This window comes from Spirochaetota bacterium, from assembly GCA_017999915.1.
Taxonomy (GTDB): domain Bacteria; phylum Spirochaetota; class UBA4802; order UBA4802; family UBA5550; genus RBG-16-49-21.
In genome coordinates this window covers 1-23,617 of record JAGNKX010000026.1, presented here as the reverse complement: position 1 = coordinate 23,617, position 23,617 = coordinate 1, and the positions used below count along the sequence as shown (strand labels likewise).

Genomic DNA, 23,617 nt, shown 5'->3' with positions numbered 1-23,617 from the left:
CGGATGAACAGGAAAGATACAGGTTTTGTCCGTGATAGGGTGGCCCGGCGGGACGCGGGCGGCTTCGTGGAGAGCTTCGCAAAGTCCTTCGTGCATACAGAGGAATTCCGGGTGATCCTGTATGGAGCACTGCCCGAGGTCCTTGCAGTATGGGCGGGACAGAGCAGGATCAGAAAGACCCTTGCCTCGATCATAGGCAGGGTCCTGGCGAAGGGGTTTGCGCCCCGGAGCGGCTTCGGCGGGAGTCCCGTCGTGGATACCTGCTCTGACCCCGAATTTCAGCGTCAGGCCGCGGCTCACGTTCCCGGGATTATCAACGCGGTGATCGCCGCCCTGGGGGCCTTCACGCGGGGCCTTTCGGAGATGCCGGAGGAAGAGCGCCGCTTCTTTCTGAAAGCTTTTATTGAAAATACGGACATGGGGGGTATCGGCGGGATAGTCGCCAACCTGGTGAAAAGCCTGAACATGGAGCGCCATGACCCGGCTTTTATCATTGAAGCGCTCAGGCCGAAAGTACGGTCCGTTCTCTCCGAGCTCGATTTCGGGGAGATCAAGGAAATGGCGGATGCCTCCGCCGACGGTATCCCCTCCCTGGTGGGCATGATAAACGAGGAGCTGTGGCAGTACCCGGCAAAGATGGTCTGCCTTCTCTCCCTCCTGCCTGCCCTGGGAAACATCCTGATACGGTCGTCCGTGAAAACGCTGGGGCCGATCAATGAGATGCCCCCGGACCTTCTCGCGGACGTAATCCTTTCACTGGTGCGGGATATTGACGGTAAAAGTATCGGCATGGCCGTGAACCAGGCCTTCGAATTGGTGAGAAAAATCCATACCGGCAGCGCCCTCATAGGAGACAAGGCAAGTCATGCCGTTCCCGCGGCAGTATCGCGTCTGGCTATCGATACGCTGGGAGAGATCGATGTGTCCCTCCTGATTAAGTCGCAGGGAATGCTCCGGGAGCTGCGGGACCTGGTGCGGATATCCGTCATTCAGGTGCTGGAAGATAATCCGGCCATAGCCGCGGATTTCTTCCAGAGCCATTTCAGGTCCCTGGTGTCATGGGTGCGGGCCTGGAGCCAGAAGGCGGAAACCTTCCAGAGGGTCTTCTCCGATGGGGACATTGCGAGGGAATTCGCCCGGGGCATGGGCGACCTCGACGCCCAGGAGATGGCTGCGGCGCTAAGCGCCGTCTGCGGCCTCTTTAACCAGGTTCGTCAGCTCTCACCGGGAACCATAAAGAGCTTCCTGTCGCAGTTTTTCAGCGCCCTGGACGAGCGGGTGCTGGCCGAGACGGCGCGGTGGCTCGTCGATGACGTCGTCCAGTCGATGAAGCCGGTCGCGCCGGAGATCATGCCGCCGGTCATAAACGGATTGGCTGAGCTTATCGCTCCGGACGGTGAAATGTCGGATGAAATGAAGGAAGCCTGCGACAGGCTCAGGGGACTTTTCAGCAAAGGGGAGGTATCGGCATGAAAAAAGAGCTCATGGAAGCCGCGATAACCCTCAACAACGATTATGTACAGGATTGGAAAAAGGCCGGGAAAAAGGTCGTGGGCTACACCTGCTCCTATGTGCCCGACGAGCTCTTCGACGCGGCCGGGATACTGCCGTACCGCGTGCGCGGCTTCGGTGCGACCGAAGCGACCATCGGCGATACGTATTTCGGGCCTTTTATATGCAGCCTGCCCAAGGCGATGCTGCAACTGGCCGGGGAAGGCAGGTTCGATTTTCTCGACGGCGCCATCATCACTCCCGGGTGCGATTCGATGCGGCGCCTCGACGAGTGCTGGCGCAAGGCGGGGGAGGACATCGACGGGATCCTGCCGAAGTTCTTTTTCCATTTCGGCGTGCCCCACAAGTTCGCGGATTACACGGTGAAGTGGTTTATCGATGAAATAATGAGACTGAAAAAAGCCATTGAGGATCATTTTAACGTGTCCATCGCCGATGGCGCTCTCCGTGAATCGATACGGCTCTATAATAAAAGCAGGGACCTCCTGGACGCCTTCGATGGCATCAGGATAGCGGAAGATACGGCCCTTACCGGGACAGAGGCCCTGGCCGTGATCCTGTCCGGGACCACGATGCCCAGGGCGGTCTATGTTGAATTACTGGAAGGTCTTATCGAAGAAATGCGGAAGACCGGGGGAAGCCTGAAGAACAGGACCCGTCTCATGCTCGTGGGAAGCGCCAGCGACGACGTGAACCTGGTGAGGATGATCGAGGGAGACAGGGCCATCGTGGTGGCGGACAACCTCTGCTTTGGATCGCGTTTCCACGTGGACCGTGTGGACGAGAGCGGTGACCCGGTCGAATCCCTGGCGCAAAGGTACCTTGCTAAAAATGAGTGTCCCCGCATGTACGGCGAGTACGCCGGAAGGCTGAAGATGCTCACCGACAAGGCGGCGAAGGCGAAGGTCGACGGCGTGATACTGCAGAACATCCGTTTCTGCGATCTCCACGGCTCGGAGAACGGGCTCTTCGAGCGCGACCTTGAGGAGGCCGGCATCCCCTGCCTGAAGATCGAGCGGGAATACGGACCCCTGGTAGAAACGGGCCGGTTGAAGATGAGGGTGGACGCGTTCCTGGAGCGTATCGGACAGAGGAGGCGAACGGCATGAGACCTGAACTGAAGGAATATAAGTTTGATACGATGCTCTGGAGTACCTTCGCGGCCGCGGCGAAGCTGAAAAGCGGCTCTGACAAGGAATACCGCACCATGATGAAGTATATTCCCTATTTCAATGGTACGGTCGCTGCGGTGCTGGACACGGGAGACCCGGGACAGCTTTTCATCGAATGCGTGGCAAAATATTTCGAGAACTATATTACGGCCCGCGATAAGGGATTCCATAACGCCATTACGACGTTTTGCTTTTCCCCTGGAATCCTTTATGCCATGGACGTGTACCCCATTTGTCTCGAGGTTCTGTCCGTGGCCCAGACCTTCGCGTACCGCCGCGGCACGGCGGAATTTCTCGACTACTGCAACGAGGTGGGATACACGGAAACGTCCTGCTCCTCCCAGCGGGGGACCCTGGGGGCCTTTCTCGCCGGCGTGGGGGCTGACGTGGACATGGTCCTCACCGATACTCCCGGCGTGTGCGATACCAACGCCAACGCTTTCGCCTTCGCGGCGGCTTATCTGAAGGTGCCGTTCTTTTCTCTCGACATGCCGCCGGTCCTGGCGGACCCCAGGACCGATGAATACCATAACGGGGATTTCAAGGCGCTCATCGCCTTTCTCGAAAAAAACACCGGCAGAAAGCTGGATATCGACAGGCTCCGGACCGTGCTCAATGAGATCGAGAAGCAGGAGCTGCTGGTGGCGGAGATGGAAGAACTGGCCCGTATTGTTCCCAATCCCTTCCCTGTTTCCTTCAACCTGATGAAGTACGCGACGCGGTTTCTCTTCTCCGGTATGAAGGAGTGCACGGCGGTGCTGGAGTCGATGGTCAGGATTGGTACGGACAACGCCTCCAGGGGAGTTTCGGGCCTCTCCGGGGGCAAGGAAAAGCTCCGCGCCTTTTTCTGTTACATTGACCATTACACTAACAGCCTGAGGCTCTGGGATTTCCTTGACCGGAACGGGATCTGCTACCAGGGGAACATCCTCAGCCGTTCCTGGGCCGTCACGGCCCCCCATGTGAAGGAATACAGCACGGAACACGCGGCGTACTCCTTCGATCTGAGCGACCTTGACTCGATGATCAGGACCATGGCCAACCACAACTCGCGCATGCCCATGATCAAGTCGATCCGCGGGCCCTACGACGCGCCGGACATGTGGCTCCAGGACACCCTCTCGCTGGCGAAGATGTACGGGGCCGACTGCATCATCTACAACGGCACGCCGGGATGCCGTAACACCTGGGGCATGGTGAAGCTCCTGGCCAGGGATACGGAAAAGGCCGGGTTCCCGACCTTCATCATGTACGGCGACGCATTCGATGACCGTGTCGAATCGTGGGAGGCGTCCCGGGACCGCCTGGAGGAATTCTTGAAGGTAAGGAGGCTGCTGGTATGATGGTAGCTGGATGCGACGTGGGCTCTCTCACGTCTAAAGCGGTCATTATGAAAGACGGAAAGATAATTGAATCGGTTATCATAAAATCGAAGGCTAAGCCGGGCGATTCAGCCGACGCGGTCATGGGTCAGGCCCTTTCGAAAAAAGGGCTTACCATGAAAGACATGGCCTACTGCGTGGGCACCGGGTACGGCCGCGACAGGATGTCCTTCGTGAACGAGGCCCTGACGGAGATTGCCTGCCACGGGCGGGGCGCCCAGTGGCTGGTACCGTCGGCCAGGACTGTAATTGATATCGGCGGCCAGGACTGCAAGGCCCTGCGGCTTGACGGGCAGGGAAAGATGGTTAAGTTCACCGCCAACGACAAGTGCGCTTCCGGCACGGGAAGGTTCCTCGAAGTCATGGCCAGGGTGCTCCACGTGGAGCTTGACGACCTCGGCGCGATGTCCGCGATTTCGAGGAATCCCATAACCCTGGCGTCGGCCTGCACGGTATGGGCCCAGGCGGACGTAATCCAGCACCTGAACGGCGGCGTGCCGGTGGAGGACATAGCCGCGGGGATCAACAGCGCCATGGCCGGCCGCATGGCCGTCATCGTGAACAACATCGGATACGAGAAGGACGTGGTCATGACCGGCGGCGTGGCCAAGAACGCCGGGGTGGTGGCCGCCCTTGAGAAGCTGCTGGGGCTCCGGATCAAGCGCCTCGCCAGGGCCGATCCGCAGCTCGCCGGCGCCATAGGCGCCGCGCTTTTCGCGAATGAACGGGCAAAAGGAGGGACGATATGATCGCGGCTGGATGCGATGTGGGTTCTCTGACCGCGAAGGCGGTCATCATGGACGAAAGCGGCATCGTGGCGTCGGCGGTGGCCCTGGCGAAGAGGTCGCCGGAAGAATCGGCCCGGACCGTGATGGACCTGGCCCTGGAGAGCGCCGGCATTGCCATGAAGGATATAGGCCGGTGCGTGGGCACCGGGTACGGCAGGAAGCATGTGTCCTTTGTCAGCGCCGTGGAATCCGAGATCGCCTGCCATGGCCGCGGCGCCCTGTGGCAGGCGCCGACCGCCGGAACGATCATTGATATCGGCGGCCAGGACGCCAAGGCGATCAAGGTGGACCCGTACGGCAACGTCAAGCGTTTCATCTATAACGACAAGTGCGCCTCCGGGACAGGCAGGTTCCTTGAAATAATCGCCGAGGCCCTGGAAATCAGGCTCGAAGACCTTGGCGATATCTCGGCGAAATCGACGAAGAAGATAACCCTGTCGAACCAGTGCGTGGTCTTCGCCGAGACAGAGATCATATCCCTTGTGAACGAGGGGGCCGAGATACCCGACATCATCCGCGCCCTCCACAACGCCGTGGCAAACAGGGCGGCCGCCCTGGCCAAAAGCATCACCATCGAAGGTGACGTGGTCATGACCGGCGGCGTGGCGAGGAACGCGGGGATGTTCGAGGCCCTTAAAGGCGCGTTGGGGAAAGATATCATAAAAGTCGAAAATCCGCAGATAAACGGCGCCATCGGGGCTGCCCTGATGGCCCTTGACTCTTTGCGGGGAAAGGGTGCGGAAAGCGTGAATCTGAAAGAGGACGCCCTTGTCCGGTGAGGCGCAATGAAGCTTTTTGAAGAGATAATAGACGATCTCCGGTCATGGATCGAATCTGTAAAGGGATCGCCCCATGGGTACGAGGAGCGTATAGCGGTCTTCAGGCCCTGGCCGGCGGGAGAGCGGGGAAACATCGTGATGCAACGCGATACGGCGGTGGAGCTCGGCAATCCCCGGGACGGGTCAGCGTCGTTCCTGCTCTGGACAGAGGACCAAGCCCTGGTGCGGGACGGCCATCTTACCCTCGTGGGACCGGAGGTCGCCGGCAAAGCAGGTGCCAGGCTTCCGCTGGGGAAGGCCGTGATCCTCGCCGTTGAGGGCTTCACCGAGGAGAACTGCTATGACCGGCACCGCGAGATCGAGCTGATGCGCTACGACATGAACCTGAAGGGCTACATGATGAGGGCCGTATCGCAGTACCTGCGCGAGTGGAGCAGGATCAGCAGAGAGGCCGTGGCGGAGGGATTCTCACTGGAGATCCTTGCCGCGGCTCTCATGGACAGGTACCGTACCCTGGACTATGTGCGGGCCGTGGAAACGATCATCGTCACATCGTCCTCCGAGGACGTGCTGTCGCTCCAGCGCATCGGCGAACGCGCCGTGAGGCTTATCGGCGCCATGAACAAGATGGCCGGTGAAATGTCCTTCGACTGCGGCACCTGCGATTATACCGATGTCTGCGGCGAGGTGTCCGGCCTCAGGTCAATGAGGGAAACCCTGCGCGGCAGGGAGAAAGCGGCCTATGAAAGGAACTGATAGAATGAATACGACAATTATAGCCGTGTGCGGCAAGGGAGGCGTGGGCAAGACTTCCATTAGCGCCATGGCCGCCGCGCTTCTCGCTGAAGACCCTTCAAAAAAGGTCCTTGCCATTGATGCGGACCCGGCGGTGGGCCTTGCCCTTTCGCTGGGCTTCCCGGCAAAGCGGACCATTGACGACATCAGGAACGATTTGATTGCAAGGGTGAAGGATGGGACCAGGGAGGACATGAAGCAGATCGCCACTGCCCTCGATTACGAGGTGTTCAGGGCCCTTGAAGAGAAGGATAATCTCGCCTTCCTCGCCATCGGCAGGCCGGAGCGGGAGGGATGTTACTGCCAGGTCAATGATTTTCTGAAAGAAGTCATAGAATCGATCTCATCTAATTTCGATTACGTGGTGATCGACGGGGAGGCTGGCATCGAACAGGTGAACCGAAGGGTGATGGAGCGGGTGAGCCACCTCCTGCTCGTCTCCGACCGGTCGGCCAAGGGCCTTGCCGTAGCAGGGAGCATCCTTGACGTGGCGGCGAAAACGGTCGGATTTGAACGGTGCGGACTCATCGTCAACCGTGTCCGTTCCGGCGAGGAGGGGAAGGTCGTGGCGCCGCCGGGGCTTACCCTTCTTGGCGTAATTCCCGAAGATGACCTGATACGGGATTTTGATATTGATGGGAAAAGCATCCTTGGTCTGCCTGAAGGCCCTGCCCGGACCGGTATGGGCCGTTGCATTGCGGCCTTCGGACTGGCAGCGGCATTTAATGATACACGCACCGAAGGAGTGAGGACATGAACCGGATCGCCGACAGCTCTCTTTTTAACGATCTCCTGGCCGATCCGCTGAACAGCCTCGTGGAACAGGCGATGAGCGAAGGGCGCGTTCCCATGGGCTACACCTGCAGCTATGTTCCGGAGACGCTTCTTTCAACCGGCAAGCTCTTCCCGGTGCGCCTCCGGGCCCCCGGCATTGCAGGCACGGAGCTTGCGGACACCTACATGTCCAATGTTATCTGTTCCTATACTAAGAGCCTCCTCGAATCGGCCCTGTCAGGGGCCTATGATCATCTGGGAGGGGTGGTCTTTACGGCAAACTGCGACCACATGCGCCGCCTGATGGACAACCTTGCGTACCTGAGAAAGCCGGCCTTCAGCCACACCCTGGACGTCCCCCACAAGCGGGGCGGACCGGCCCTGGATTGGTTCATGGATGAGCTGGGGGCACTTGCCGATAAACTGTCCGGCCATTTCGGGGTCAGAGCAACGGGGGAGGATTTATCGGAAGCGATCCGCGGCCGCAATGCCTATGCGCGGGCCCTTCGTTCGATCGGCGACCTGAGAAAGCATGACCCGCCCCTCATTACCGGCGGAGAGTTCCACCGGATCATGATTGCCTCCCAGGTAACACCGAAAAACCTGTTATTGCCGCTGGTGGAAAAATTTCACGTAAAAGCGGTGGAGCGCGGCGGTGTCGGATCCTTCAGGGCGCGGATCATGGTGGCGGGGGGGGATCTCGATGATACTTTTTTTATCGATACCATCGAGTCCCAGGGCGGCCTTGTTGTCGCTGACCGGTTCTGCACCGGGTCGCTCCCCGGTCTGGATCCCGTGCCGGAAACGGGCGATCCCCTGCGCGCCGTGGCGGAGCACACCCTCGCCAAGGTGCTGTGTCCGCGCATGATGGAGGAGTTCGATGAAAGGGCCGCGGCCATCCGCGAGACAGCGAGGGAATACCGGGCGGACGGCGTTGTTCTGCAGGCGATCAAGTTCTGCGATACCTGGGGCGTCGAGGGGAGCACCATGACCTCGGAGCTCCGTTCCTCCGGCATGCCGGTGCTCCGCCTGGAGCGGGAATACCGTCATGGCGGGGAAGGGCAGCTCCGCACGCGCGTCCAGGCATTCATCGAAAGCATGGGAAAGTGACAGGCGGGAGAACATGATGTTCAGCGTGCATAACGGGAGGATTACAGATCATGGATAACACCGGGCCTTCGGCGGGCGATTACCTGAAGCATGGGAAGTATTTGATCCTCATCCTGTTGAGCTTCGCCCATCTGGCGCTGCGGCGCGGTCCCCTTTCGCTGATCCGGGACATGATGCGGTATCCGTGGATACTGACGCTGCTCAAGGCGCCGCTGCTGATGGGCCGCTTTGCCCATGGCCGAACCGGGCTCTACCGTGAAGCCAACGAGCTGCTCATCTCTTTCATCGTGAAAAGAATGGTCCACGTTCTTATTTATACCCTGAAACGCAATGACAGGTTCATCATTCACCAGGAGATGGTGCCTCCCGAGATATCCCAGGCCATGGGATTGAACGTGTGGCCCGCGGAGCTGCTTTCAATCCTGCTGCCCATCATCGACACCCACGCCGCGGAGCGCTATATCGACCGGTGCGAAAACGAGGGGGTCCCCCCGGATGTGTGCAGTCACGTCAAGATGACCCTGGGCGTAGTCCTGAACGGGGAAATGCCGCCCTCATCGAATATCGTGAGCTCGAACCTGCCCTGCGACGGGAACATGACCGGGTACGAGATCACCCGGCGGTGGAACGACGCTGCCATCTACCGGCTCGACATCCCCTTCAATTTTTACGATGACCGGGCCGCGGATTATTTCGCCGGGGAGCTCCGGAGGATGATCGCATGGCTCGAGGAGAATACGCCGGGCAGGATGGACTGGGACAGGCTGCGAAGGATCTGCGAGGAGAGGAACCGCATGGCCGAGCTTGAAATAGAGCTCTGGGAGATCATAAGCGCCAGGCCGTCCCCCCTGGCGGCGGAGCCCGTATACCTGAGCCACCTCTGGGCTTTCAATATCGATCCGGGAAACCCCGTGGCCACCCGGCATTTTAAGCGACTCGTGGACATGGCCAGGCGGAACCTTGAAGCCGATGTTGCAGCGGTGCCCAACGAGCGGTTCCGCGCTGTCCTCTGGAATCCGCCGCTCCTCCATTTTTCAGATCTGTTCCAATGGGCAGAGGAGGCCTATGGAGTCACCCTGGTCATAGACAGCATGACCTACAACTCCCAGCCGCTGATAGACACGGCCACGCCGGATACCATGCTCCGCGACCTGGGCAAAATTATCATGCAGGGCCCGATGGCGCGCCACACCAGGGGCCCGGCTGAAAACTACATCGACGATATCTTCAGGATATATCAGCGGTTCGACCTCGACATGGTATGGGTCGCCGGTCATATCGGGTGCAAGAACACCATGGCGCTCAACCAGATGCTCCGGGAGGCGTGCCGCGAGCGCGGCGTGCCGCTGCTCATCATAGAATACGACCTGTCTGACCAGCGCATATGTTCCCATGAAGGCATTATCCGCCAGATCGATCACTTCATGCAGAATGTCATGAAGGTCGGGAGGAACGGGGCGGGGAAGGAGAGAATTGCTGCTGTGACTAAGTGATTTGTGAACCGGCGGGTGCGCAACCCCTATGGGGTGTCATCGCGAGCGAAGCGATGTGCGCCTCGATGGTGCCCGGGGACCACGGTTCACGGCGGCTGCTGAGCGAAGCGTTGCAGTGAGCTTGTCGAACTGTCGAGGCATGTTTCATCGTCCCGAGTGTGTCGGGACTCCTCGCAATCACAGAATAGTAAAGAATTTACCATCGAGAGGGATTGGAATGGAAAAAAGATATTTCGGCGGGTGCGACATCGGCTCAACGACCGGCAAGGCGGTCATACTCGATGAAAGCGGGGCCGTGGCCGCCTCGGTCATCATCCCCTCCGAGATCGATCCGGAGGAGACTTCGCGCATCGTCATGGAAAAGGCGTGCTCCATGGCCAATGGAGTGAAGGATGGCTGCGGCCTGGCATACCTGGTGGGCACAGGCTATGGAAGGAACGAGGTGCCTTTCGCGAATGAGAATATCTCCGAAATAAGCTGCCACGCCATGGGCGTTTTTGCCTGCGACCCGGCCATTAAAACGATCGTGGATATCGGAGGGCAGGACCTGAAGGGCATTTCCGTGGCGGAGGACGGGTCCGTGCTGGAATTCGCCATGAACGACAAGTGCGCCGCCGGCACCGGGCGCTTTTTCGAGGCCATGAGCAGGGTCTTCCGGATGAGCCTCGATGATTTTTCACTGCTGTCGTTGAACGCCCGGAAGACAATACCCGTTACGGCCCAGTGCAGCGTCTTTGCCGAAAGCGAGGTCATAAGTCTCCTGGCGAAGAAACAGCCGCCATCCGACGTCGCCGCCGGCATACAGGCCGCCGTGGCCAAGCGCTGCTTCACCCTCCTGAAGCGCATCGGCGTCAGGGAAAAGCTGACCGTTACGGGCGGCTGCGCCAAGAATGCGGGCCTCATGAAGGCATTGGGAGACCTTCTCCGGATGGAGATCGCCTCCCTGGTTCTGGATCCCCAGCTTATGGGCGCCCTGGGGGCAGCGGTATTAGCCTGCCGCAGGGGCGGCGGGATTGAATCGGTCCGCCTCCGGGTCGGCGACGCATCGTCCGCGCCGGTTCGGTGATGGAATGCCGAAATTCGTCGAAATGACGGTTTTGCGCCAGGTATATTATATCAATGAGGTGTTAAGCGGAAGCTTGATGAAAAATGTAGTTCCCTTCATGAATTCGGATTCAAACCATATTTTGCCCTTATGGTTTTCCTCGATGATACGGTGCACTACATAGAGCCCTATTCCCGATCCGGACTGGGTCTTGAAGGATGTCTTGGTCGTGAAATAGGGAGCGAATATCTTCTTCTTGTCATCGTCGCTGACGCCAATGCCATTATCGGTTATTTCAATCAATGACCCGTCCGCCTGCCGGCTGAGCTTGATTTGGATAACGGGCTCGTAGCTCTTTCGGTCCTCGGGATTTTTCAAGATATTTCTCTTTTCCTCGATGGCCTCGTAGCTATTGTCGATGAGATTGTACATTGATTCCATGAGCTGGGTCATGACGCCATAGATAATGGAATCCTGCTCTATTTCGGTTTTGATCGGAAGCTCCTCGATGCCGTGCTTGATCTTGGCAAGGTCGATGGCGCCATCGACAACGTCCTTGAAGGGGAGGTCGAAGAAGGTGTTGCGCTTATCGTCGGCAAGGGTGTAATTGAGGATTCCCTGGATCACGGAATTTGTCCGTATAACGTTGTCTACAATAGACTCGCTGATCTCATAGAGCGAATCAAATGTCTCCTTGACCGCCGGGTTCCGGCTGACAATGTCATCGTGCATGCTCTTGAAGTCCTCTATTTCGTGCTGGATCTGCCGAGAGCCGAGGGAAAAGTGGTTGAGGCGGTTCCGTATCTGGTGCGCGACACCCTCGGCCATGCCGCCGATGAAGGCCAGCTTTTCCGCTTGGAAAAGCCGTTCCTGCGTCTTTTTGCGTTCCTCAAGGAAAATACAGTTCTCGATGGCCATGGCGGTCTGATGAGAAAGAAGCTCGAAGATCTGGAGGTCATCTTCCGTATAAATGGATTTGTTTTGTTTTTCGCCCATCACCAGGAATCCCAGGAGCCTGTTTTCAATGAAGGACGGAACGATCATCTTTATTTTGTGGTTCGTGTCGCTGTGGAAAAGATGGGACATCTCCTCCAGGACAAGAGGATGCTGATGCTGCTTCAAGAGGTCTATAGTGGGGTTGTCGTAGGGGATGCAGAGCCCTTCAGGGAAGACCGTATCCGTGCTGGCGGCCCTGAGGGAATAGCATTCATTTTCCCTTTCTTCCAGGAAGATGGCGGCATAATCGATCTTGATGATGTTTTTCATGCCGTAGATGATGAGGCGCAGCAGACGGTCGAGATTGTGTTCCCGGAGCATGAACACAACGGAGTCGTTAAGCTTCCTCTGGTATTTCCGCTGCTGGAACAGGAGCAGGTCCTCGGCTTTGCGAAGGAGATACCGGTACAGGACGGGGCCGATGGTGGCGAGGACGAAGAGGGAGAGGAATGAGAGAAAACCGAAATTGGTCTGGAGCCCGATAAGCACCGGGCTGCCGAGCACCAGCGTATATATGCCGATGAAAATGCCGGTTCGCGTGAGTACGATTTTTATATCCATAAGGCGGAACCGGATTATGGCGAATCCCATAAGGGCTATATAAAAAACAATAAGGATGTTTGCGTAGGGGGGGAAGTTGATATTATACCACATGGGCCAGTTCGAGGCGCCGCCGATAAAGCCTATGAGGCCGGAAACGATTGTGTATTTAATCTGCTCGCGCAGGCGCCCGGTAATGGTTTTCAGGCTCCAGACAAGTCGAATGAAACCATACAGGAGCTGCCAGATCCAGAATGCGAGGTATACATGGAAGATGACTGTCGGCGCAGGCCAGTATCCGAGCCCATACCTGGGTTCGAGGTGAGTGTAAAGCTGGGAAGATATGTTCAATATGATGAATAGTACGTTGACCACGGTATAACCGACAAGCTCGTATTTTCTCCGGTCAATTTTATCGGTAAGGGCGAACACATAGAACATGAAGGTGAGATTTATCAGTATGATTCCGGTGAAGAGAACCTTGAACCATACCATGGCCATTTCCGGCGTGGAGCTCAGCTGCCAGATAAAATACCCGGCGCTGTAAAAGGCGATGCTCAGGCTGTTGTAGGAAAAATGCCGGTTAAGTATGCCGCGGGGATTCTTGGATAACACGACCGCCGCGAGGAATGCGCTCCCCAGAAAATTAAGCAGTCCTGTGAGGGCAAGATATGTCATCTACTGCTTCTTTTTTTCTATTATCATAAAGAAAATGATATTGGTTTCCGTTTCTCGTTTGACGGACAGGTCGAAATCCTTAATACCGGAGCTCTTCACCAGGCTGATCGTTTCCGGCTCGTTTCTCAGGTGGAACGTCCAGTCGCACCACCAGTCGGCGGCAAGGGGGCTGAAGTTTTTCGAATCCTTATGGGCGATGACAAGCTTTCCCCCGGGATTCAGGAGGCTGTACATGAAAAGGATAAGGGATTTAAGCGCCGGTTCCGGGATATAATCGGCCAGGCCGATAGTATAGACAAGATCCTGGCCGAACAGCTGTCCGCGGTACATATCCGGATTTTTTATATAGTCATACACGCTGTTGCACTGGGTGCGGTATTCGACAGTGGAGGGGGATTTCTTAAGAACGTTGAGAGAAAAGTCGAGAGCGTCCTTGTCCTGGTCCATCAATGTAAAGGATATGGATTTTGAAGTATCGAAGGTGTTCTCCTCGAACATCTCCTTTATTTCCCGGCATGAGCCGCAGGCGATATTGAGAATATTTTTTCTTTCCCCGGGCGCGCTTTTTATAAAATCAGCGAGAATATCTTTCATTTTATCTTTGCGGCTTCTGACTGCGCGGGCATAATCATCCAGTTGGAAACGCCTGTCTATGCAGTAACCGATCTTGTCGGAAAGGATTTTATTGTCGTAGATTATTTCGATCAGGCCGAAATCACCGGCATAGCCGCTCGGTTTTGTGAAGGCGTGCTTTACAATCCTGGACTTGATTCCCAGGGGAATGACGCATTCCCGGAAGATCCTTTTGACGGTCTTCATGTGATCGGAATTGTTGATGGCCTCTTCAAGTTCTTTCCCTTCGGGAAGTATTATATCAGTCTCCCGTATCAGAATATCGCTGGCAACTGCTTCGCCAATGTCGCCTTTTTCAAGGGCCTCTTCCAGCCCGTAAATGATCCCGAAATATCTCGTTGCCTTGCGCCAGAAGTCCTCGATGAGTTTTTTTTCACTGCCGCTGGAGATTTTTGAGGTAAGGGGCTGTATTTTTTCCATCATCGATGTTTGTATCTTCACATCGATATAATTTTCTTTAACGTTCATATTGACCTGTACAATCGATTAAGCGCGTTAGTGCCAATTATTACTTTTAATTGAATTGATAAGACCGAAAGGATTAACTTTAAATTTTTTACCGTATTAATTTATGCTGCCACTTAAATCAAGTATAAATTATATTCCATGAAAGAAATAGTGAATAAATTGTAATATGCAAGAAAACCCATGGGTCAGAAATCAAAGAATCTGCTCACGGAGATTAGGTGAGCTCATCAATGATGAGCTGCGGCGAAGCTGCCCTGTATTCGGGTAGGAAGAGCGAGCTGCCATACAAATTATATGCATGTCTTTTCGGGTTGCCATGACCGGGACAATATATTTATTAATGATGTCATTGACCCAGCAATATGATGCTGCTGGCCATGACGGCCATGCCCGTGATGAGACCGTACATCGACAGGTGATGCTCTCCATATTCGCGCGCGGCAGGCAGCAGTTCGTCAAATGAAATATAGATCATGATGCCGGCCACCGAGGCAAATACGATGCCGAGGACAAAGTTATTGAGGAAGGGCATCAGGATAACATAGGCGATGAGGGCGCCGAAGGGCTCGGAGAAACCGGAAAGCAGTGAAAGGAAAAATGCTTTCTTCCTTTTGCCCGTGGCGCAGAATACCGGCACGGATACGGCGATGCCTTCGGGGATGTTGTGGATCGCGATGGCAAAGGCGATAGCAATGCCGATGGATGGGTTTTTCAACGCCATGGTGAAGGTCGCCACGCCTTCAGGAAAGTTGTGTATCATAATGGCTGCCGCGACAAGGATGCCGGACCTGTAAAGCTTATGATTGACCGGGATTGTTTCACAGGTGCCGATCTCTTCCACCATGTGGGACTCGTGGGGGTTCTCATAAGATGGGACCAGGTAATCGATGACGGCAATTATGAGTATGCCTCCAAAGAAGCCGGCCACCGTGGCCCAGAGACCGCCCTGCTTGCCCATCTCCTCGATCAATAATTTATTAGATTCAATGATAATATCTATAAAGGACACATATATCATGACGCCAGCGGAAAAACCGAGGGCTATGGCGAGGAATTTTGTATTGGTCCGCTTTGTGAAGAAAGCGATTATACTGCCGATGCCGGTGGATAATCCCGCGATTATTGTCAGGGCAAAGGCAAAAGCAATATTGTTATCCATATAATAATACCGGCGGAAATCTATTTGATTGCGCAGGATTTTCCATGCGACGCATGAATCCTGATTAGTTAATGATAAAGTACAATTAGATCGTTCTAATAAATTTTGTCAACTCTAATGATGATCGGTTATTAAAGAGTGCGGCCCAAAAACAGGGACGCACTCTGAGAATAATATCGGTTTTTGATCCATTGTTATTATCTTCGATGCCGGTGTTTTCCATGAATGTGACGGTGACATGCTCAGCGGCATTGTCGCGGTATCAGCCCAATCGGGAAACATAAGAGAACTATACGATCTCTATGTCGGAGGTGGGAAAAATCTTGACATGATAAATTTCATGATAAAGAGTGATTATCGTTTAAATTGCAGTAATATAAACATACTCTATCCAGGATGCCAATGGACATTTCGCTGATCATCCACCCGACCATATTCCTTAGCTTCCTCATGGCCGTCGGTCTGCTCATCCGGCCATGGCGGTTCAGGAATGTCGTCCTTGCCCTGTTCATCGCCGAACTGGGTTATCTCACCCTGTTCATCTACCTGCTCCACACGAAGCTCATTCTGCAGTACCCGTCATATTTCCTGATACTGCTGCCCATCGAGCTGAGCATCGGCCCGCTCCTGTATCTGTACGTGCTGAGCTTTATCAAGAACAAGCAGAAGTTCTACTACTACGATATCGTGAATTTCATACCGATGATCATTGTCGTCATTATCATGATACCTTTCGCCTTCGTCCCCGATGACGCCAAGAGGGACCTGGTCAGAATGTTCCTCCTCCAGGAGGAATACAAATTCATCCAGATCCTGATATCGGCCATCGCCGCGGTGGTGCTGCCGATATTCTACATATCCCTCTCGATCTGGCAGATATGGTTCCGCAGGCCCAGCGAAAACCTTGCCTACCAGCCCCTGATATTCCTGATAACGCTTCTCATCATATGGCTCTTCCTGGGCATTGTCGGCATTACGGGCTCCGTGACCCTCTCCGAAACCCTTCTGGTACTGGACAATATCATCATCAGCCTCATCGTTGTCGGGTTTTACCTGATATCGATCAGGTATCCCTACCTGATGCAGTTCGGCACGATACCGCCGAAGAGAAAGAAATACGCCAAGTCGTACCTGGACAAGGTAAACCGGAAAAGCATACAGCGGCAGCTGAAGATCATCATGGAGGAAGAGAAGCTATTCTGCGACGAGGACCTTTCCCTGGGGCGCCTCAGTGAGGCCCTGGAGCTGACGAAAACCCAGCTGTCGCAGTTTCTGAACACCTACTACGAAAAGAACTTCAACAACTTCGTGAACGGCTACCGCATCGATGAGGCGAAGAAGATGCTGCGGGAGCAGCCGGGCCGACAGATCATTTCAATAGCCTTTGCCGTGGGGTTCAATTCCTATTCGGCGTTTCACTCCACTTTCAAGAAGATGACCGGCCTGACCCCTGCGGATTATCGCCGTAAACTCGAACAGGAAGAGCTGTGACCCCGGCCTCCGGGCTCGCTGGTTCCGCGTTGTAGTCTTGAGCAACTCCGTTGGCGCCCTGTATGGCCTTGTAATTGTAGTAATTCCAGAACAGGTTTATGGACGCGTTGACAAAGCTTCCCGTGTTCATCAGGGTTTTTATGCTTCGTTTAAGCGAACGGACCGGCGATGATGTTTCATTGTAGACCCTGCGCCAGCCCTCCACGAGCTCGTCAACGGTCATGTTCCGCGGCCGTATGACCGCTTCGTAGGCGTTGTACTTGACCCAATCTTTAGGATAATCCGTGTAGATGAGCCTTCCTTCTCGGTGCATCTGGTCGTAAAGCCTGGTTCCCGGGAAGGGGGTCATGATGGTGAACTGGCTCCCGTCGATGCCGGTTTCGTGGATGAATTCGATCGTCTTGTCGAATATATCACTTGTGTCGGCGTCGGTTCCAAGGATGAAGCCGCCGATGACGCCGATACCGTGGTCGTGAAATTTCTGTATCGTTTTTTTGTAGTTGCGGATGATAGGACGCAGGTTGATCTTCTTGTCCACCGATTTGAGCGATTCGGCGTCGATGGACTCGAAGCCGATGTAAAAGGTGTTGGCGCCAGCATCGGCGGCGTCTCGGAGAAGGTCGTCGTGCTCTGCGATGGTTATGCACACCTGGGACCCCCAGGACTTGCCCAGGCCCTTCAGCCGGGCAAAGAGGCTCTTGGCGTGGGCGATGCCGTCGTTGCCCAGTCCCACGATGCTGTCATCGGCGATAAAAAAGCGGCGGTCCCTTATCTCCTGTATCTCCTCGACTACATGGTCCAGGTTCCGGAAACGGTATTGCGCGCCGTTGAATTTCGTGACCGAGCAGAAGCTGCAGTTGCAGGGGCAGCCGCGGGAGGTCTGCACCGAATGGATCATGTATTTTTTCGAATAAAGGCCCCTGTCGATTTTTGGAATATTCTGAAGGCCGGGACGCGTTACGGCATCGTACCGTTTGCCGATCCTTTTCTTCTCGAAGTCATCGAGAACGCGGGGCCATAATTCGTCGGCTTCGCCGGTCACGACGGTGTCGGCGTGAAGGGCCGCCTCTCCGGGCATGACCGAGGCGTGAATCCCCCCCATTACGGTGTGTATGCCGAGCTTTTTGAACTCATGGATGATCTCATAGGCCCGCGGGGCCTGCCCGGTAGTGGCGGTCACGGCCACAAGGTCCGGCTCGGAATTGATGATGAGGGGATCGACGTTTTCATCGACAATTGAAACGAAGTAGCGTTCCGGTGTCCTGCTTGCCAGCACTCCGAGGCCCATAGGAGGAAGGGCCAGCATCTTCATGTTGCCGAAAACCGTATTATTAATAGTGGGATTGATGAAAAGGATTTTTTTCATGTATTTGAACCTCCATACCCTTTGCCTGTGTGATTGCCGATAGAATAGCATATCCCTATGCATTAATCTTTCCGGAATACAATTCAGCAATTCATTCAATATCATAATTTACATTCAGGAAATATGCGGAATATTATTCTGGAAGTGGTTTGTGCATTAACGGATACTGTTCTGGAAATTTATGAAAGGAAGAGGTTGTTTTTTATGCCGTAAACACTTGAACGCTGGATTACGACCTCATGGGTGCCGCGCAGGTTTCGGAATAATGAATATTCATTTCGGGATGATGGTCGGGCGACCGGAATCCCGCCGGTGTGAAAAAAAACAGCCCCCAATGTCTTTGGGGGCTGTTTTTCATGGGTGGATGATAGTAATATAACAGATTTTAAACTCTTATCCCTTTTACATTATTTTAAATACAATAAAGCTTCATAAAAAATATTAATCAACTATAATTTATTAAGATTATTAATTAAATTAATAAAATAAATTAATAATTAAGAGAATTAAGTATTATAAGGGAATTAAACTTAATTGTCTAATGAAAATATTTGCAATATTGATTATTAACATTATCAATTTTATCAGATGTCTATTTTTATAAAAACCATGTTATATAGTATTGAGAATAAGTGAAACCCTGTCTATAACCAGCATAAAATTTTACCCCCACCCCTATTTTTTTACACAATTTTTAAAAATATTAATTCAGATTCATCTTCAGAAGGCATAATAATAGTGAGGTTATGATAAAGTAATTATTAGTATTTTTGAATATAGGCCATTTTAAATTATGGAAATATCTGAATTAAAAGAAAGAATTGTTCATTTGAATGATAAAATTAAATTATTGGAATCTTTAAAGTTTAACTATTTTGATAAAATCATTCTATCAGCAGAAAAAAGTCGTTTTAGAAAGCTTAATCCTAATATAAAAAAACGGTTAAAAAATCATCCGGACAGTAAAAATGGAATAATCACGTTGATACTTAATAAAGGTAATGTGGTAAGGAGGGAGTTTAATTATCTTTTACCAAGTTCTATACAATACTATAAGTCATTAGGTTATAGTATTAAAGAAATTATTTATCGAAAAAGGAAATTTCAAAAGATAAAATATGGGACTATAGAATTTGAATGCAATAGTATTAAGTTGGTATTGAATGGATTGGATAATTATAAAGATATAAAGAAACAGGTTAAGGAGGTGATTAAGTATTTAATTGAAAAGCAGTATATTCAAGCTGTTAGTTCAAAGAATCATATACTGAATTATTATTTGAAAAAGTTTAATTTTAATGAAGTTGAATTGAATGCATTTTATAGTGATAAAGTATTATATGATATAGAAAAGGAAATGTATGGTTATTTAGATGATGATGAAACTCATTGTTTATTAACAGATTTTGGTTGTAGAATTTTGGATGAAAACAAAAGAATATATGCTTCCGTCGAACATCAAGTTTTAAACATATGGGATATGAGTTGTTATATTTGGACAAATAATAGTTCAAAGTTGTTTATTTACAACATTGACGCAAAGAAGGAAAAAAGAGATTATTATAAAACTGGCGATAGGTTTAAAATAGAATTATGTATTAAGAATATGTATTTTAAGAATAATAAAATAAAACGAGATTTTAATTTAAATGATAATGTGCATATTCAAAATTTATTAATTAAAGTTCAAGATGCGATTAGAAAACCGGTCAAACATAAGATAGCACGTTATGAAATATTAGAAAAAATGAATAAAAGAATTACAGATAAAGGTTTGTTATGAAAAGATTTGAATTTTTTAGATATTAATTGACATAACACCACGTATATGATTCATGATAATAAATCCAATAAAATTTAGGCTATTTTGTGATTACATTGATGTGCTTTGTAATCATGGATATAGGCGGCGCACCCCTCTTATATTTCTGAAGAACAATATGAAGAAATTCAAAGAATTATTAAAATGAACAGTACCGGGAGTAAGAAGCGAAGAGAAAAATCATATCTTTTAACAGGATTAGTTCTTTGTGAAAAATGCAAATTTTAAGCCTCTGTCCATTGCTTTTTCTGCTGGAATGAGGCTCAATTTGAGAGGGGGCAACTTAAGATAAAGCCCATTATGGCGCTTGGACCATTGCCTATTTGGTCAGAGTTTCCTATATAATGACTGAAGATGAATTTGCAGAAGCGAAGAAAAAAATATTATTGTCTATTTAATAAATATGCTAAAAATGGAATATTCACTCTGGTTTATGGCATTATAGAGTGTTTAGAATTTATTAGTGATATACCTGATACTTTTAAATAATATTTAAGGAATAAACACCATGTATAAATATTTAAATATTTTATTAATAACGCTTCTAATGTCTTGCTATACAACTCAAGAAGAAAGAGCAAAAGCGATTTATTTAAAAAATAGAAATGAACAAGAATTGAATGATATTGTATCACATGCGCAAGCTCCAATGAATTATTTTATTTATAATTGTTATATCAGTGGTGAATTAAATAACATAAAAGTTGATATTGATCTTTATAGTTCAAGTATAAGTTCGAACCAACAATCTTGGTTGCTTCCAGTGAGGATCATGAATAAATCTAATCGAGATTTAAGTTTAAATAGTTCCAATGATAAGATTTATGTAATATTTGACACACAACAAGGTTATGCTCAACTTCAATTATTAAAATTTCCCAAAAAAATTAAATCGGATTCTTCGAGTATATTTATCGCAAAATATGATTTTATAAATGATGCTCAAAGAGCTGGATATGAAGCAACACTTATTTTATTGAGAATGTTTATTGATTCGATAAATTCAGGAAAAAGTATTCCAAGTAAAAGTGAGATATCTAATATGGAAAAACAAATGAAATTTGTTTTTATAGGAAAATTCGAAATGGAAAAGAATAGTTTGATGATGCCATTAAACTATAAAATTGTAAAAAGTAAATAATATCAAGGTCTGTAGTGGAGTAAAAATGATTAAGACGTGAAATCATGTCGTCAATAAATATTTACCTGGTGGGGGATAATATGGCATTAATAACATGCATAGAATGTAAGAAGGAAATGTCCGATACTTTAGAAGCCTGTCCTCATTGTGGATATAAAAGGACTACAATACAAAATGTAGATAAACCAAATCCAGAAGTTAAATCAAATTTAGAAGTTAATCCAAATAATACAATCTGTTCTTCATGTGGAAAACCTTATTATAAAGGTGCGAGTAAATGTCCATATTGTAAAACGAAAAATGTAAATAAAAAAACATATCATCCTATGGTATATGTCATACTCGGAATAATTCTAGTATTTGTTATATTAAAAATTATTGGCTTCCAAATAAATTTGGGTTCTACATCAAAATCAACAATAGACGATAAAGTTGACCAAGCTCTTTGCGATGGTCAGCTTAATGAAGCTATCTCAATTCTAACTTCTACACCCAAAAATGATCCAAATTACAATGAATCACAACAAAAATTAAAAGAATTACAAATGGGATTGTATCTATTTAAACAAAATCATTTTTGGGTTAGTTCATTGGGGAATGGAAAAAGAAAGTTTTTCGATATTGAATATGCTAATTTTGACAATTATAATATGAGAATTAACGGTAATACTGTTTTTAATGGAACAACTGGAACACCTTTGATGAGATATGTAGGATATATCAATAATGGATCAATTAAAATTATGGATGTCGGTTATGAGGATTTTATGATGGGAGTTAAAGGTTCAGATAATGGCAAAATATTTGATTGTGTTATAGGGCAACCATGATTCGTAATGCGAAATAATATAAATATAAAGAAATAGTGGGGGATAAGATGGCATTAATAACATGTATGGAATGTAATAAGGAAATGTCTGACACACTGGAAGCCTGTCCTCATTGTGGCTTCAAAAGGTCTATAAAAAATACTTCAGAAAAACCAACATTCAAACCATCATCAAATTTTACAATTTGTGTTTCTTGTAAACAACCATATTATAAAGGTGCAAGAAAATGCCCATATTGTAAAACAATAAATATGAATAAAAATTTGAATAATAATAATTTAAATAAAAAAAAATCATATGTTATTCCAGCTGCAATTACTGGATTTTTTGTTTTAATTATTTTATATGCAATCATTGTATCAAATGATGACATAAAAACAACAACCAATACAAATCAAAAAACTAAAATGATCAATTCGGTAACATCAGATAATGCAAATTCAAATAGTCGTATTAAATATACTGTTGGCGGTTATATGGCTGCAACTACTGAAGAATTACTTGATAGGGTCACAGAATTATCAGTAGCAAAGGATTACGATGCTTTACAGCAATTATTAAATTCAGGAATGGTTATAGCTTTAAAAGATGGGGTAAAAGTTGAAATAGTTAAGATGGGGTTTACTGTTGTTAAATTTCGCATATTTGGTACAAATACTGAACTTTGGACAGTTGTAGAAGCATTAAAGGGTCATCCTTAATATAGTGATATATGAATGTATTTGAATTAGTTGTAAAAGAACAAATTTAATTATAAGCGCAAACAAGGATAAATTAATATTGGGAACATAGTGTAATGCGTTGGCAGAATAATCAAATTCTGAATTATAATATTATGATTAATTATTATACATGGAGGATTATATGAAACATAAGATGTACAGCGTGCTGGGTATCGTACTGGTCTTTCTCATGGTACTTGCATTGGATGCCTGCAAGAAGAAGCCGTCGAAGATTCAATTCAGCAACATGAAGAACTATGATTACTGCAATTCATATTCATATGTCGAAGCATGCAATGCTGTCCTGAAGGAGAATAAGTCTTATACCGATTACTTCACCAGGTGTAAGAACCGTATAACGACAAAGCCATGTCTTATCATGGGAACCCGCTTTGAAAAGCCGATCGGTTCTTCTACCGTAAAGATGCAGCTTATCGATAGTATCCGAGGATCAGTTATATTTAGCAAGGATTATGATACGATGCCTGATATGACAACTTTACAGATAGTCTATAATCTGACGGCAAAGGGAAAGTACAAGATCAACTTCATTGTCAAGGACGAGATCATCGCTCAGGGGTCTATCGAGTACAAGTAACTGTAGTATAGTGGTAGGTTAACGGAGTTGACACTATAGATGTGATCTTGTGAGGAATCACTTGTAGTTTGATTCATCCACTTAATTATTATAATTCATAGTATAATTAAGCAATAATAATAAAAGTTCACTTGGAGAAATCATCATGATAGAATTTAAAGAAATTCAATTTTCAACAGAAGACCTAAAATGCATGTGATCCCACCCCTTAAATTTGTACCATGAGATAGTTTAGTTTTAACCGATAAATAGACAAGAAAGAAACGAGGTTAAAATGAAAAAACGATTCTCAGAAGAACAAATCGTAAGGATCCTTGGTGAGC

20 protein-coding genes are annotated in these 23,617 nt (G+C 49.5%); 16 read left to right on the top strand and 4 right to left on the bottom strand.

The window, feature by feature from the left end:
- Positions 1-3 precede the first annotated feature (3 nt).
- The 10 genes from KA369_23795 to KA369_23750 all read left to right on the top strand — a co-directional run bounded on the left by KA369_23795 (position 4) and on the right by KA369_23750 (position 10,871).
- Entirely contained in the window at positions 4-1,473 is a 1,470-nt protein-coding gene (locus KA369_23795) for a hypothetical protein (GenBank protein MBP7739015.1), read from the top strand.
- On the top strand, positions 1,470-2,621 hold the full coding sequence (locus KA369_23790) for a 2-hydroxyacyl-CoA dehydratase (GenBank protein MBP7739014.1): 1,152 nt from the start codon (positions 1,470-1,472) through the stop codon (positions 2,619-2,621). The genes KA369_23795 and KA369_23790 overlap by 4 nt, the downstream gene beginning before the upstream one ends.
- Positions 2,618-4,027 (top strand): 2-hydroxyacyl-CoA dehydratase, encoded by a 1,410-nt coding sequence (locus KA369_23785; GenBank protein ID MBP7739013.1) that lies wholly within the window; start codon positions 2,618-2,620, stop codon positions 4,025-4,027. Before KA369_23790 ends, KA369_23785 begins: the two co-directional genes overlap by 4 nt.
- Entirely contained in the window at positions 4,024-4,815 is a 792-nt protein-coding gene (locus KA369_23780; GenBank protein ID MBP7739012.1) for a 2-hydroxyglutaryl-CoA dehydratase, read from the top strand. Before KA369_23785 ends, KA369_23780 begins: the two co-directional genes overlap by 4 nt.
- A complete protein-coding gene (locus KA369_23775; GenBank protein MBP7739011.1) occupies positions 4,812-5,633 on the top strand; it encodes a 2-hydroxyglutaryl-CoA dehydratase in 822 nt (273 codons plus the stop codon). The genes KA369_23780 and KA369_23775 overlap by 4 nt, the downstream gene beginning before the upstream one ends.
- A 6-nt stretch (positions 5,634-5,639) precedes the next feature.
- A complete protein-coding gene (locus KA369_23770; protein MBP7739010.1) occupies positions 5,640-6,389 on the top strand; it encodes a hypothetical protein in 750 nt (249 codons plus the stop codon).
- Positions 6,390-6,393: 4 nt separating this feature from the next.
- On the top strand, positions 6,394-7,185 hold the full coding sequence (locus tag KA369_23765; protein MBP7739009.1) for an AAA family ATPase: 792 nt from the start codon (positions 6,394-6,396) through the stop codon (positions 7,183-7,185).
- On the top strand, positions 7,182-8,312 hold the full coding sequence (locus KA369_23760; protein MBP7739008.1) for a 2-hydroxyacyl-CoA dehydratase: 1,131 nt from the start codon (positions 7,182-7,184) through the stop codon (positions 8,310-8,312). The genes KA369_23765 and KA369_23760 overlap by 4 nt, the downstream gene beginning before the upstream one ends.
- A gap of 50 nt (positions 8,313-8,362) precedes the next feature.
- Positions 8,363-9,805 (top strand): 2-hydroxyacyl-CoA dehydratase, encoded by a 1,443-nt coding sequence (locus KA369_23755; GenBank protein MBP7739007.1) that lies wholly within the window; start codon positions 8,363-8,365, stop codon positions 9,803-9,805.
- A gap of 217 nt (positions 9,806-10,022) precedes the next feature.
- Positions 10,023-10,871, top strand: coding sequence for an activase (locus tag KA369_23750; GenBank protein ID MBP7739006.1), 849 nt, complete (start codon positions 10,023-10,025; stop codon positions 10,869-10,871).
- A 45-nt stretch (positions 10,872-10,916) separates the two neighbouring features.
- Here the strand turns inward: KA369_23750 and KA369_23745 are convergent, their stop codons facing one another.
- The 3 genes from KA369_23745 to zupT form a co-directional block, all read right to left on the bottom strand.
- A complete protein-coding gene (locus KA369_23745; GenBank protein MBP7739005.1) occupies positions 10,917-13,064 on the bottom strand; it encodes a GAF domain-containing protein in 2,148 nt (715 codons plus the stop codon).
- Complete coding sequence (locus KA369_23740) at positions 13,065-14,165, bottom strand: hypothetical protein (protein ID MBP7739004.1); 1,101 nt, start codon at positions 14,163-14,165, stop codon at positions 13,065-13,067. It abuts the gene before it with no gap.
- Positions 14,166-14,511: 346 nt separating this feature from the next.
- Positions 14,512-15,324, bottom strand: a complete 813-nt coding sequence (gene zupT, locus KA369_23735; protein ID MBP7739003.1) for a zinc transporter ZupT — start codon at positions 15,322-15,324, stop codon at positions 14,512-14,514.
- Positions 15,325-15,726: 402 nt separating this feature from the next.
- On the opposite strand from zupT, the gene KA369_23730 reads away from it, so the two are divergent.
- On the top strand, positions 15,727-16,815 hold the full coding sequence (locus KA369_23730) for an AraC family transcriptional regulator (GenBank protein ID MBP7739002.1): 1,089 nt from the start codon (positions 15,727-15,729) through the stop codon (positions 16,813-16,815).
- On the opposite strand, the gene KA369_23725 is transcribed toward KA369_23730, so the two are convergent.
- Positions 16,751-18,181 (bottom strand): B12-binding domain-containing radical SAM protein, encoded by a 1,431-nt coding sequence (locus tag KA369_23725; protein MBP7739001.1) that lies wholly within the window; start codon positions 18,179-18,181, stop codon positions 16,751-16,753. The genes KA369_23730 and KA369_23725 overlap by 65 nt on opposite strands.
- Before the next feature lie 793 nt (positions 18,182-18,974).
- Between KA369_23725 and KA369_23720 the strand changes: the two genes are divergently transcribed.
- The 5 genes from KA369_23720 (at position 18,975) to KA369_23700 (ending at position 23,294) form a co-directional block, all read left to right on the top strand.
- Positions 18,975-19,964 (top strand): hypothetical protein, encoded by a 990-nt coding sequence (locus tag KA369_23720; protein MBP7739000.1) that lies wholly within the window; start codon positions 18,975-18,977, stop codon positions 19,962-19,964.
- A 547-nt stretch (positions 19,965-20,511) separates the two neighbouring features.
- Positions 20,512-21,144 (top strand): hypothetical protein, encoded by a 633-nt coding sequence (locus KA369_23715; GenBank protein ID MBP7738999.1) that lies wholly within the window; start codon positions 20,512-20,514, stop codon positions 21,142-21,144.
- Between the two features lie 80 nt (positions 21,145-21,224).
- Positions 21,225-21,974 (top strand): hypothetical protein, encoded by a 750-nt coding sequence (locus KA369_23710; protein ID MBP7738998.1) that lies wholly within the window; start codon positions 21,225-21,227, stop codon positions 21,972-21,974.
- Between the two features lie 47 nt (positions 21,975-22,021).
- Positions 22,022-22,675 carry a hypothetical protein gene (locus KA369_23705; protein ID MBP7738997.1) on the top strand — a complete coding sequence of 218 codons (654 nt, stop codon included), beginning with the start codon at positions 22,022-22,024 and terminating at the stop codon, positions 22,673-22,675.
- A gap of 163 nt (positions 22,676-22,838) precedes the next feature.
- Entirely contained in the window at positions 22,839-23,294 is a 456-nt protein-coding gene (locus tag KA369_23700) for a hypothetical protein (protein MBP7738996.1), read from the top strand.
- The last annotated feature ends 323 nt before the right edge of the window (positions 23,295-23,617 follow it).

What these genes read in the sequence shown, in the direction of transcription:
- KA369_23750 (MBP7739006.1), top strand. Translation starts at nt 10,023, where the DNA reads ATGGAAAAAAGATATTTCGGCGGGTGCGACATCGGCTCAACGACCGGC.
- KA369_23780 (MBP7739012.1), top strand. Translation starts at nt 4,024, where the DNA reads ATGATGGTAGCTGGATGCGACGTGGGCTCTCTCACGTCTAAAGCGGTC.
- KA369_23740 (MBP7739004.1), bottom strand. Translation starts at nt 14,165, where the DNA reads ATGAACGTTAAAGAAAATTATATCGATGTGAAGATACAAACATCGATG.
- KA369_23790 (MBP7739014.1), top strand. Translation starts at nt 1,470, where the DNA reads ATGAAAAAAGAGCTCATGGAAGCCGCGATAACCCTCAACAACGATTAT.
- KA369_23755 (MBP7739007.1), top strand. Translation starts at nt 8,363, where the DNA reads ATGGATAACACCGGGCCTTCGGCGGGCGATTACCTGAAGCATGGGAAG.
- KA369_23770 (MBP7739010.1), top strand. Translation starts at nt 5,640, where the DNA reads ATGAAGCTTTTTGAAGAGATAATAGACGATCTCCGGTCATGGATCGAA.
- KA369_23775 (MBP7739011.1), top strand. Translation starts at nt 4,812, where the DNA reads ATGATCGCGGCTGGATGCGATGTGGGTTCTCTGACCGCGAAGGCGGTC.
- KA369_23730 (MBP7739002.1), top strand. Translation starts at nt 15,727, where the DNA reads ATGGACATTTCGCTGATCATCCACCCGACCATATTCCTTAGCTTCCTC.
- KA369_23705 (MBP7738997.1), top strand. Translation starts at nt 22,022, where the DNA reads ATGGCATTAATAACATGTATGGAATGTAATAAGGAAATGTCTGACACA.
- KA369_23745 (MBP7739005.1), bottom strand. Translation starts at nt 13,064, where the DNA reads ATGACATATCTTGCCCTCACAGGACTGCTTAATTTTCTGGGGAGCGCA.
- KA369_23725 (MBP7739001.1), bottom strand. Translation starts at nt 18,181, where the DNA reads ATGAAAAAAATCCTTTTCATCAATCCCACTATTAATAATACGGTTTTC.
- zupT (MBP7739003.1), bottom strand. Translation starts at nt 15,324, where the DNA reads ATGGATAACAATATTGCTTTTGCCTTTGCCCTGACAATAATCGCGGGA.
- KA369_23720 (MBP7739000.1), top strand. Translation starts at nt 18,975, where the DNA reads ATGGAAATATCTGAATTAAAAGAAAGAATTGTTCATTTGAATGATAAA.
- KA369_23715 (MBP7738999.1), top strand. Translation starts at nt 20,512, where the DNA reads ATGTATAAATATTTAAATATTTTATTAATAACGCTTCTAATGTCTTGC.
- KA369_23795 (MBP7739015.1), top strand. Translation starts at nt 4, where the DNA reads ATGAACAGGAAAGATACAGGTTTTGTCCGTGATAGGGTGGCCCGGCGG.
- KA369_23785 (MBP7739013.1), top strand. Translation starts at nt 2,618, where the DNA reads ATGAGACCTGAACTGAAGGAATATAAGTTTGATACGATGCTCTGGAGT.
- KA369_23765 (MBP7739009.1), top strand. Translation starts at nt 6,394, where the DNA reads ATGAATACGACAATTATAGCCGTGTGCGGCAAGGGAGGCGTGGGCAAG.
- KA369_23760 (MBP7739008.1), top strand. Translation starts at nt 7,182, where the DNA reads ATGAACCGGATCGCCGACAGCTCTCTTTTTAACGATCTCCTGGCCGAT.
- KA369_23700 (MBP7738996.1), top strand. Translation starts at nt 22,839, where the DNA reads ATGAAACATAAGATGTACAGCGTGCTGGGTATCGTACTGGTCTTTCTC.
- KA369_23710 (MBP7738998.1), top strand. Translation starts at nt 21,225, where the DNA reads ATGGCATTAATAACATGCATAGAATGTAAGAAGGAAATGTCCGATACT.